Below are 11,834 nucleotides of genomic sequence, written 5' to 3'. Positions count from 1 at the left end.
GTTTATCTCTTTATTTTTTTCTCTACCTTAGCCAATAGTTTAGTAATTTCTTGTTGGCGGTAAAGATCTGCTTTTGGTCTATCAGGGCGCGCTGGCGCTTGCTGTGCAACCAATAAAAACTCTCTAGCTGATTTATACTTGCGCTCGTCATACAGGAATGACGCATATAAATAGTTGCTATCGATACCACGCGGGTTTAGCTCAAGCGCTTGCTTAAACAATTTTTTCGCTTCATCGTCATCACCAAAACCAATTGGCCAACCAGGTACTTTACCGTATAAGGTTGCAAGGCTGGTGTATGCTGAGCCATCAAGCGCTTTTGGATCTAGGCTTAGCGCTTTTTCAAATTGTGCTTTCGCATCTTTTGCAAGACCTAGCGCACCTAAGCCCCCTTTTGCACCTGCATAGCTCGATAACACAATACCGTACCAAATATGGCTAGCTGCTTGCTGGTCGTTGGCTTTGGTAAACTCTGCGGTTTCGCTCGCTAACTTTTCGAATGCATCTAACTGCGCATCTTCAACTAATTCGTAATTCACCACTGCCCACTGTTTTTGCACCGAACTTAAATCGCTATTAAAGTCGGCTTTTGCAGGCGCAGCCATGATAACACCTAACATCATTAGGGCTTTAAAATTTAGTTTAGTCATAATCATTCACCTTAATCAATTTAGTTGGCAAAAAAACTTTTAATTTTAGGAAGTTGTTTTGCTATTGCGTTATCAACGAGTGATGGAAATGCACCGTTAATACGGGCAAATAATGTTTCTGGAAAACCAATAAAACGACGACGTTTTTTTGATTTAATTAAATCTATTAATGCATCAGCCACTTTTTCTGGCGGATCCATGGTGTTGCCCAGCTCTTTATTCATCGCGCGTACTTGCGGCGAATTAATCGCGGTATCGGTGGCACGAGGCGCTAAATACAATACTTTGACATCGCTATGGCTGAGCTCTCTGGCAAGGGCTTCGGTCATCCCTCTTAGGCCAAACTTGCTTGCGCAGTACAAGGTTTGATACGGATAACCAATGCTGCCAAACGATGAACCAATATTGACAATCGTGCCTTTATTGCGGGTCACTTGAGGTAAAAACAGCTGACACAATTTAATAGGCACATGCAGATTAATATTTAACAGGTGATCAATTTGCTGTTCGCTAATTTCACTAAACCCCTGCATTACATTAACGCCTGCGTTATTGATTAGTAACGTTGCCCCGCCAATTTGCTGAGCAAACTTAGCAAGATCGTCGCGAGATTCGCTGTTACTTAGGTCAGCCTGAAAATACTCAGCATCATTGCCACATTCCAATTGCAGTGCAGCAAGTTGCTTCACATTTCGACCAACAAGTAATAAACGCCAACCTTCTTTTGCAAGGCGAAGGGCAATAGCACGGCCAATCCCCCCTGTTGCACCGGTTAGCACACAAACTGGGCTACTCATGCGCTTTGCTCCAAGTCAGCCTCGCTAAAGAAAGGTTCTGAATCGAGGTCACGGAAAATATTGCCGTACAGTTTATAAAAACATTTTGCGGCGTGAATGATGGCTTGCTGGTCGTCCTCGTTATCAATTTTGTTCATAAGATTTTCGAAAAACTTCACATGTTCAATATCAAGTGCACCGTGCGAAGTAAGGTAGGTAAACGCCTTTTTAGGTAAACCTACAACCTCACGGATTTGCCCTGCTGCATTATCGGCTAATGCAATCGAAGTGCCTTCAAGCACATGAACCATGCCAAAGAATGCTAATGGGTTACCGCGATTAATTGCATCGTAGGCGTACGACACCATTAATTCGGTCGAAAACTGTGGACGAGAATGACGTACTAGCTCTTTATCAAAACCGCATGCTGCAATATCGTTTAGCACCCATTCTTGGTGGCCTAACTCTTCTTCGATATATTCTGCAACAGCTTCGCGCAGCCACTCTTGTTTATCGCTCAGCTTTGCACCGACTGCCATCAGCAGTGGTACTGTATGCTTAACATGGTGATAAGCTTGCGTTAAGAACGATGCATATTCACTTAGGCTTACTTCACCTTTAAAAACGCGGCCGATAATCGGCGCAGCTAAAAGGTAGTCACGTTCTTTCTGTGTTTCGGCTTGTAATGTATTGAAAAATTGACTCATGCTCGTCGCCTCTTGATAAAGTGCTGAAATCTCTGTAGCAAAAAATTGATTAATAACATCGCGTTTAGGGCGATTATTGCTGGTTAATAAACCTTGCGTGTGGCTCATAGGCTCTGCCATTCGATGCCATTTTCTGATCTGTGCGTATTCGGGTAGTTGCGCGTTTTGTGCCGTAATATGGGCAGCAAGTTCAGCGTCACTCATCGCTTGGTTTGCATAGATAAGCGCGGCTAAAAATGCCTGGCCTTCGCCAATCACCACAGCTTGTTGTACTTGGCTGTGGCTAAGCAATAACGACTCTGGCCACTCGGCACTGATATTGCGCCCAAAGCTGGTGATAAGCTGATTTTTCAAGCGGCCTTGTATAATCAAGCGACCTGCTTGCTCAGTAACGAGATCGCCGGTTGCATACCAATCGTCAGCATTTTGCGCTGCTTGACCTAAGTACCCCAAAAACAATGAGCCTTTGATATAAAGCTGGCCATTTTCAATTTTGTATTGAATGTGCTTTAGCACTCGCCCTGCGGTGTCAATGTCATCATCAGTCTGTGTATTTAGGCTCACCACCGATGAAGATTCAGATAAACCATAGCCTTGATAAACGGGTAAACCGAGCTCACGAGCTTGCTTAATAAGCGCTTGGCTTACAACCGCGCCACCTACAGCAATAAACTTTAAGCTTGTAGGTACTTGCCAGCCTTGCTTTGCAAAAGCCACTAAACAAGTCAGTAACTCAGGCACTAAAATAAGGGTATTTGGCTCAGTGCGTTCAATTGCTGCTATCAATTTGCGTGGTTCAAGTAACTGTGCACCAGAAAAGCCAAGTTCCGCTAAAGGCACTAAGTTAACTGTGCCACCTGCTAATAGCGGCGCATACACACCCGCTAAATTCTCAAGTAAAACCGGTAGCGGCAGTAAACATAAATGGTTTGGTTTTTCTAAACCAATGCTTTGATAAAGTGATGTCGCTACCTGCATTTGACTCTCAAGCGATAAACACACCCCTTTAGGTGTGCCCGTTGAGCCCGACGTAAAGGTAATCTTTTGCGTGTTTGCAAAATAAGGTACAGACTGTGTATTACTCAATTGATAAACATATAAAGGGTAATGCTTACATACATCCACTAGCGCCACTAATTTTGCATGCTCACCTTCATAAGCGCGGTCACATACAAATAACCCTGCCCCACTGTTTTGCAAACCAAACGCAATTTGCTGGGCAGTAAAAAACGTTGGTAGTGGAATCGCCACTCTTTGAAGTTCGCTAAGCGCAGCTTCTAATACACACCAAGCGGGTGTGTTATCTAATTGGTAAGCAACACCCTGGGCATCAAATTCAGCCAAGGTAGGAAGCAAACGAGCCACTTGTTCTGTAAATTCTTGTTTAGTTAGTGAGCGCACACCTTCACTTTGATGGCAAACCATCAAGGTGTCGCTATCCTTATGCGGTAACTGTGTTAACCAGCTCATAACGCCTCCAAATAGACAGCCAATTCAAGGGATGACTGTAAACACTGCTGTTTGATATTGAATAAAACGGGGGTATTTAATACACGTTGATGTGCTTCGTTTAGGTCAACCACACAAATGGTTGGTTGATTATCGTAATAGCTCCCCCAGCTTGCTGGATCTTGTAGTGCTTGTGCATTGGCAACACCGATTTCTTTGCAATTTACACCCAGCATTTTTAATAGCGCTCTCACTTTACGGGTTGCACAAAACACTAAATATTTTGCCCCTGCTTGATAGAGTGCTTCGTTCATTAAAACAAAATGTGCCAAGGTGGCTTTTCGATGCGTTGAGCATAAATTACCTAGCTCAAAAATGTGCTCACGCTTGGCACCTACAAAGTGCTCAATAGACGCAGGGAGGTATTGTTCAATAAACAAAGGTTGTGATGCAGAGCGAAGACCTAACGTACATACTTCATCATCAACATTAAGCTCACACAGTAGCGGCATGAACTGCGAAATTTTCGCATCATAAGCTGCAGCAAAACCTTGCTTGATATTACTCTCGAGACGGTCACGGAATTGACCTCCTTCACGAGTGCAAACAAAGGCCGGCTCTTGAACTTGAGTTTGATGTGATTGTTGAACTGAAAGCATAATTGTTCGCTCCACTTAGGTTATGTGTAAAATTTATCGAGCGAAACTTAAATAAAACTTAAGAAAAATTAATTTTTATAAATATTTTTCAACCTTATGAAATTCAGTACTTTTATTTTTATAAAAAACAAAAATGCCAGTCTGTTAGACTGGCATTTTAATGCTTAAATTAACCTTAAACTTAGATTACTTAACGATAGTCATCTCTTTAAGTAGGTTTTGAGCATTATCAACTTTATCCATCACCCACAGCATATATCGTGAATCAACGTGAATTGAGCGATTTAAATTTTCATCGTAATCCCAATCACCAATAATGCTTTCGTAAACACCATCAAATAACAAACCAACGAGCTCAGCATTACCGTTTAACGTTGGAGAGCCTGAGTTACCACCTGTGGTATCTACATTCGATAAAAAGTTAACCGGAACAGTATTCATACCGCCTGTGTAATCGCCATAAAGCTTTTGCTTAATTAACTGATTTTGCTTTTCTGGTGAGTTGAATGGTTCAACACCAGTATTTTTAGCAAGCAGGCCTTCTAACGATGTAAAGGGGGTTGCCACTAAGCCATCTTGCGGTGAATAGCCGCCTACCGTACCGTAAGTTACCCGTAAGGTGCTATTAGCATCTGCATAAACAGGTTTATTAAGTGCCTTGTTATAAGCAATGATTGCTTCCATTAATGCAGGGCGAGCAGCTTGCTGTTTACCGGCCAGCTCTTTTTTCGCATCTTCAATATCTTTTGTGACTGCAAAGATTGCATGCGCATACTGAATGAATGGATCGCTACTTTGCTTTAACTGTGCAAGGTCAAGTTCTGTCATCCATAAACGTTTGCTTTCATCTGCAAGAACCGATTTAGCATACATATCATCAAGCAAGGCTTGCTGTTTTTGTTTATCAAAGCCATTGCTCAAACCAAGTGCTTTATCAACCTCAGCAACGCGCTCATCGCTTGGTAAGGCTGCATACTGCTCAATAAAGTACAGTAAAATGGCTTTATCAACGGTTTCATCATAACGACGACTCATGCTTTCTAAACGTGATTTAATGCGTGGCATATCACGCTCTTGATAACCGCTTTCGCGCTCAGCGTCTGGCTTTTGTTTTTCATAAGCTAAACGGTATAGCATGCGTGCAGATGACATCATTTGTGAACGGTGTACATACCCTAACATACGGTCGCGCTGGTTATGCTCTTGTGACTGTGCAACTAACGCTGTTAAATCAGCAAGTACGTGTCCGTATTTAGCTTTGCGGTTGCTATCTTGATTGATCCAAGCAGTAAGATCTCTTTCGAATTGTTGCTTACGGCTATACATTGACCCTTTATTGAAGCTCTCAATCATTGAGCCGTAGTTTTTAATGTAGTTGTTGTAACCCGCAATCGTGCTTTCATAAGCGATACGTGCCTCTGAACCATCCGGGGCATTTTCTTCAATTAACGAGACATATTTAGAGTTATATTTACGCGCTAATGGATAGGCTGTATTAAACACATAGTCAACTTCAGGCGAAATGCGGTAACGGTTTGTGCTGCCCGGATAACCGGTAACCATCACAAAATCGCCTTCTTGTACGCCTTTAGCACTTACTTTTAAAAACGCATCACTTTGGTACGGCACGTTGTCTTCTGAATATTCAGCTGGCTTGCCATCTTTGCCAACATACGCGCGATAGAACGAGAAATCACCTGTGTGGCGCGGCCACATCCAGTTGTCGATATCACCGCCGTATTTACCGACGCCCATCGCTGGGGCATAGGCTAAACGTACATCTTTTATTTCAAGCGACTTAATAAGGTAGTACTCAAGACCACCGTGGAAAGTATACACATTACAGCGGTAGCTCTTGTCTTGCTCACACTCACTAACAAGTGCTTTTTCATTTGCTTCAATAGCATCAAAGCGTGCTTTTCCGGTTAGCTGTTCAGTCCCTTTATTTACTTTTGCTGTAACGTCGGTCACTTGCTCTGTTACATAAACACGAGAACCTGGAGATGCAGGCACTTCTTCGCCCGTTGTTTTAGCTAAAAAGCCATTTTCTAAAATATTGTTCTCGGTCGTTGAGTTATATTGAATCGAACCATAGGCACAGTGATGGTTTGTTACAACTAAGCCTTTTGGTGAAACAAACGAAGCGGTACAGCCACCAAGGCTAATTACCGCATTCATCGGAAACTCAGTCAGTTTTGAAATTGACTCTACATCAATGCTCAAGCCTTTAGCTTTTAGGATAGATTCAAGTTCTGGTAACTGGTGAGGTTGCCACATGCCTTCGTCGGCAACAGCAACATTTGCTACAGCGAGACCCACTGCAGCAGCAATAAATTTAAATCGCATAGTCGTCCTTTATATTTGTTATGTTTATCTTTTTAGCGCTCGTATCATTGTCATTATGCTAGCCAATAGCAATAATTTGCGACCGCAAATGTCAAAGTTTGTAAACCACTTAAGGTTCATGAACCTAATATTTAGACTCATAAACGACCGCATTGTGGCCATGTAAGCTTTCTTGGTGCTCAACCTTAAATTGGTAATCAGCAATACCCGGCATGGTTTCGAAACACTGCTTTAATCGCCTTGCTGCATCTTCGCAAAACAGTAAGTTTTTTGCGTTAAGGGCTGCAAATGCTTGTTCATCTTCACGCTTTACGGCGGTTTGTACTGGGGTGCCTATGGCTTGCTCACATACTGTGATAAAGCCGCTAATATCAGGTAGCTTTTCACTACTAAAAGTGACATCGACATACGCATAAGAGCGCTGGCTATGGGGAGTTGCAATTGAGCCCTGTTCACTTGCAAGCCAATTGAGTAAAGAGGCTTTATCTATATGCTCATCACTAAATTGCTTATCGACGGCCTCGCTCAAAAGCTGCCTCGATAATGCCGCTGAACATGGGCAGGTGCTACTGTAGGCAATATCGGCTTTTAAGTTAATGGTGAGCGATTGCTGCTTAGTAATCGTTAAAACGACAGGGTATGCATTGTATCCAGCATGGTCACTAAGTAGCGCTGGTTTTAGCTGTGGTAAATCAAATTGTAGCACCAACTTTGCGCCTTTACTTAAGCCTTTTTGTGATGCTAAAACGGCCTCCATAAACTCACTAACACGTTGACTCGTTAAGCTTTGTTTAGCCAATTGCTGATTAAGTAATAAATAAAGACGTGACATATGAATGCCTTTTGCATCGCTATCAAGGCTAACAAACACATCAGCTTTGGTATTCAGGTGCACATCAACATGAGTTTGTGCAAGCTTCAAAGGCAATGCTATTTTCTCCATGCCAACCCATTTTAAAGGTGACTGAAAATCTACATTAGAGTGCGAGGTAATATCGGGTAATTGCATATCCACTTCTTTTAACGATTGAATGTTAAGGCCTTAGCGGCCTGTTTGTGCGGGGTCACTTGTTGCCCATCAAAGACACACTCACCATTTACAAAGGTATGTGTTATTCGGTGTGAAAAAGTGGTGCCATTGAAAGGAGTCCATTGGCATAAGTAATGTGTGTTTGTATGCTCAACGTACTTTTCTGCATTTGGGTCAACCAGGACTAAATCAGCAAAATAACCTTCTCTGATAAACCCTCGCTCTTCGATAGCAAATCGCTTTGCCACGTTATGCGCTGTTTTTTCAACAACTTGCTCAAGGCTCAACGCACCACGTTTTACCTGCTCAAGTAACGACAGTAATGCATGTTCGACTAAAGGGAGGCCGGCAGGTGCAGCGCTGTATTTTTGCTGCTTTTCTTGCCAAGTGTGAGGGGCATGATCGGTGGCAATAATATCAATGCGACCATCGCGTACTGCTGCGAGTAGCGCTTGGCGGTCTTGCTCTGATTTTATGGCAGGGTTACATTTAATTTGATTGCCATAGTTTGCGTAATCATCTTGGTTAAACCACAAATGATGCACGCAAGCTTCGGCAGTTATGTGCTTTTGCTCTATGGGTGCGTTACTAAATAGCACTAGTTCTTTTGCTGTTGTAAGGTGTAAAACATGTAACTGTGAGCCATAGCGTTTTGCCAGCGATACGGCATACGATGATGATGCATAACACGCTAACTCATCGCGAATAAATGGGTGATGTTCGATACGTAACTCCCCATAGCGCTTTGCTAAACGGCGCTGATTCTGTTGAATAACTTCGCCTTGCTCACAATGGGTGGCAATGAGTACTGGGCTTTCCCGAAAAATGGCCTCTAGAGCATGAGGGTGCTCAACCAGTAAATCGCCTGTTGATGCCCCCATAAACACTTTAACACCACATACACTTTTGGCATCAAGGGCCTTTATTTCATCGAGGTTGTTTGGGGTTGCGCCAAAATAAAACGCATAATTCGCAGAGCTCGTTTGTGCCGCTATCGCGTATTTATCTGCAAGTGCTTTTGCCGTGGTAGTCGATGGTGAAACATTGGGCATTTCCATAAAACTTGTAATGCCACCAGCCACTGCGGCGGCGGATTCACTGGCGATCGTACCTTTGTGGGTTAAACCTGGCTCTCTAAAATGTACTTGATCGTCGATCATGCCTGGTAATAGCAACAGGCCGCTTGCATCAATTACCTTATCATTGGCCTTAGCGCTGATATCTGCAGCAATTTCAGCGATTCGATCACCTACAATTCTTACATCATTTAATGCGCGCTGCCCTTCATTAACAACGCAGGCGTGTTTGATTATGATAGCCATATGACTCCTTGCTTATTCAGCAACATTTGCAACTTATCGTAAAAAAATGCACTCCATGGCAAGATTGATTGCAGACTAAATTGTTACAATATAACATACCACAAAGTTTTTATTTGGACACTGTTATGAGTCAAAAAGATCAATTGGGTCGGGCTATTTAAGCTGTAAAGTTATAAGTGGCTTTCCGATCTTAGAGAATTTTAACGGCTTATCGCAGCCAATAATCACCTTATCGCAACGTATGAGGTCAATTGTAATAAGACACAGTATGCTGGGCTCATTGATCACATGGTGATACCTGCCTCATATAAGTGCTTTTTTAGCATCTTTTTGTAATCCGTTTTAACCGCTATGCAAATCAAGAGCTTATAAAACGTATGTGCAAGGTTATATCGACACAATTTAATTTTAAAAATGACAAGAGAAAAACTATGAAACACCTAATCGCAACCGCGATCAGTTCTGCGCTGTTACTTACAGCCTGTTCAGAACCGCAAACAACAACATCAACGCCTAAATCAGAGCAATCAGCCCCTGTTGCTGCAAATGAGCAAGCTAACCCACTGTTTGTGAAAAGCGTATTACAATACGAAACGCCTGATTTCAGTGCGATTAAAGATGAACATTTCATGCCGGCATTTAATAAAGGCATGTCTGAGCAAATGGCTGAAGTGCAAGCTATTATCAACAATCCAGCAAAGCCTGATTTTGCCAATACGATTGTTGCGCTCGAGAAAAGTGGTGAGCTATTAACACGCACACGCAGTATTTTTTATAATCTAGCGGGTACGGATTCAAATCCGGCACGTCGTGAATTACAAAAAGAGTTAGCGCCAAAACTAGCGGCTCATAGCGACAACATTTTCTTAAATAAAGCACTTTTTGAGAAAGTAGCGGCTATTCACAGCGAAGCTGACAGCCTTGCCTTAACTGCTGAAGAAAAGCGTTTATTAGACGTTTACTACAAACGTTTTGTGCGTGCTGGTGCAAAATTAAGTGCAGAGCAAAAACAACAAATTCGTGATATCAATACAAAGCACTCGAGCTTAACAACTCAGTTCTCACAAAACTTATTAGCGCTTACTAAAACAAATGTTGTTTTAGTGGATGACAAAGCAGAGCTTGAGGGCTTACCAGCAGGTCAAATTGAGCAGCTTGCCAATGCCGCTGCAGAAGCAGGTCACCCTGGTAAATACCTAATTAAGATCACAAACACCACGCGTCAGCCTATTCTGGCAACACTGAAAAACCGTGATTTACGTGAAAAAGTATGGCGTGCATCGGCTGAGCGTGCATTATCGGGCGAAAATAGTAACCGTGATATCGTGGCAGAACTTGCTCACTTACGTGCTCAAAAAGCGAAACTATTAGGTTACGACAGCTGGGCTGATTTTGGTTTAGAGTCGCAAATGGCGAAAAAACCACAAGCTGTATTTGATATGTTTGCAAGCATGATCCCTGCATTAATGCAGAACGTAAACGCAGAAGCGGCGGCTATTCAAGCTAAGATTGATGAGTCAGGTGAGCAGTTCAAATTACAGCCATGGGATTGGTTATTCTACGCAGAGCAAGTGCGTAAAGATAAATACAACCTTGACGAAAATGCAGTGAAAGAATATTTCGAGTTCAACCGCGTTTTAGAAGACGGCGTATTCTTCACCATGAACCGTTTATACGGCATCACCTTTAAACCACGTAACGATATTCCGGTTTACCACCCTGATGTAAAAGCCTATGAGTTATTTGATGAAAATGGAAAGAGCTTAGCCATTTTCTTTGCTGACTACTTTGCGCGTGAAGGTAAGCGTGGCGGTGCATGGATGAGCTCATTCGTTAAACAATCTGGCCTTAAAGAACAAAAGCCAGTTGTCGTAAACGTTATGAACATTCAAAAAGGCGCGAATGGCGAACCTACGCTTATCAGCTACGATGAAGCAACAACGATTTTCCACGAGCTAGGTCATGGCTTACACGGCATGTTCTCAAACGTGAAGTACCCGACTCTATCTGGCACCTCAGTATCACGTGACTTCGTTGAGTTCCCATCAACTTTTGAAGAAGATTGGGCAATGTACCCTGAAGTTATCGCTAACTATGCAAAACACCATAAAACTGGCGAGCCAATTCCTGATGAGCTACTGAAAAAAGTAATTCAATCACGTAGCTTCAACCAAGGTTTTGATACCCTAGAGTACGTTGCAGCTGCATTACTTGATATGGAGTGGCATTCACTTTCTGCTGATGCACCATTACAAGACATTGAAAAGTTTGAGCAACAAGCGCTTGCAAAACATGGTGTTGATGTACCATTTGTACCACCTCGCTATAAGTCAGCCTTCTTCTCGCACTCAATGGGCGGCGGTTACTCAGCGGGTTACTATGCTTACATGTGGAGTGAAATCTTAGCGGCAGACGCCTTTGCATATGTTCAAGAGCAAGGTGGTTTAACTCGCGAAATGGGTGAAAAATACCGTAAAGAAATTTTAGAAGTGGGTAACTCACGTGACTTAATGGAATCGTTCAAAGCATTCCGAGGTCAAGAGCCAGACACGTCAGCGTTATTAAAACGCCGCGGCCTAAAAGCAACAGTTCAATAGCTTACCTTAAGCTTTAAGCTTTAAGTTCTGAGCTCTAAGCTGTAAGTCAGAAATGTGGGGTTATCGAGTGTTGATAACCCCACAACGATAGTAAAAGGAGCTGTCAGCCTTCAGCTATCAGCCGTCAGACGCGCGAAACACGTTTCACGCCTACGAATGAAAACATCAGGCGCTAGGTGCTAGGGCCTAGGACGCGATGTAAAATCGCTGCTACCTCGCATCTCGTACCTTTCCCCTCGTACCTTTCCCCTCGTACCTTCCCCCTCGTATCTTTCCCCTCGCTAACTTTACTCTCGCT

8 protein-coding genes and 1 pseudogene are annotated in these 11,834 nt (G+C 42.9%); 1 reads left to right on the top strand and 8 read right to left on the bottom strand.

The features are described 5' to 3' along the window. Positions 1–2: 2 nt before the first annotated feature. From CWC28_RS00375 to CWC28_RS00345, 8 genes and pseudogenes are all read right to left on the bottom strand, one after another. Positions 3–650 carry a tetratricopeptide repeat protein gene (locus CWC28_RS00375; protein WP_063703906.1) on the bottom strand — a complete coding sequence of 216 codons (648 nt, stop codon included), beginning with the start codon at positions 648–650 and terminating at the stop codon, positions 3–5. Positions 651–670: 20 nt separating this feature from the next. Further along, positions 671–1,447, bottom strand: a complete 777-nt coding sequence (locus tag CWC28_RS00370) for an SDR family oxidoreductase (protein ID WP_054563176.1) — start codon at positions 1,445–1,447, stop codon at positions 671–673. Continuing rightward, positions 1,444–2,133 (bottom strand): iron-containing redox enzyme family protein, encoded by a 690-nt coding sequence (locus CWC28_RS22245; protein ID WP_105173768.1) that lies wholly within the window; start codon positions 2,131–2,133, stop codon positions 1,444–1,446. Before CWC28_RS22245 ends, CWC28_RS00370 begins: the two co-directional genes overlap by 4 nt. A 12-nt stretch (positions 2,134–2,145) precedes the next feature. Continuing rightward, a pseudogene (locus CWC28_RS00365) lies at positions 2,146–3,603 on the bottom strand (AMP-binding protein); the annotation flags it as partial. Then, complete coding sequence (locus CWC28_RS00360; RefSeq protein ID WP_063703902.1) at positions 3,600–4,241, bottom strand: thermostable hemolysin; 642 nt, start codon at positions 4,239–4,241, stop codon at positions 3,600–3,602. The pseudogene CWC28_RS00365 and the gene CWC28_RS00360, both read right to left, overlap by 4 nt. 186 nt (positions 4,242–4,427) lie before the next feature. Next, positions 4,428–6,587, bottom strand: a complete 2,160-nt coding sequence (locus tag CWC28_RS00355; protein ID WP_063703900.1) for a S46 family peptidase — start codon at positions 6,585–6,587, stop codon at positions 4,428–4,430. A 124-nt stretch (positions 6,588–6,711) separates the two neighbouring features. Beyond that, entirely contained in the window at positions 6,712–7,596 is an 885-nt protein-coding gene (gene folE2, locus CWC28_RS00350; protein ID WP_063703897.1) for a GTP cyclohydrolase FolE2, read from the bottom strand. Between the two features lie 11 nt (positions 7,597–7,607). Continuing rightward, positions 7,608–8,939, bottom strand: coding sequence for a dihydroorotase (locus tag CWC28_RS00345; protein ID WP_063703894.1), 1,332 nt, complete (start codon positions 8,937–8,939; stop codon positions 7,608–7,610). A gap of 431 nt (positions 8,940–9,370) precedes the next feature. Here CWC28_RS00345 and CWC28_RS00340 point away from each other — a divergent pair, with 431 nt between their 5' ends. Beyond that, positions 9,371–11,536, top strand: a complete 2,166-nt coding sequence (locus CWC28_RS00340) for a M3 family metallopeptidase (RefSeq protein ID WP_063703891.1) — start codon at positions 9,371–9,373, stop codon at positions 11,534–11,536. Positions 11,537–11,834 lie beyond the last annotated feature (298 nt).

This window comes from Pseudoalteromonas sp. S4492 (genome assembly GCF_005886115.1).
GTDB classification, from domain to species: domain Bacteria; phylum Pseudomonadota; class Gammaproteobacteria; order Enterobacterales; family Alteromonadaceae; genus Pseudoalteromonas; species Pseudoalteromonas gelatinilytica.
The sequence above is the reverse complement of the archived record's forward strand: the minus strand, read 5'-3'. Positions and strand labels throughout refer to the sequence as shown.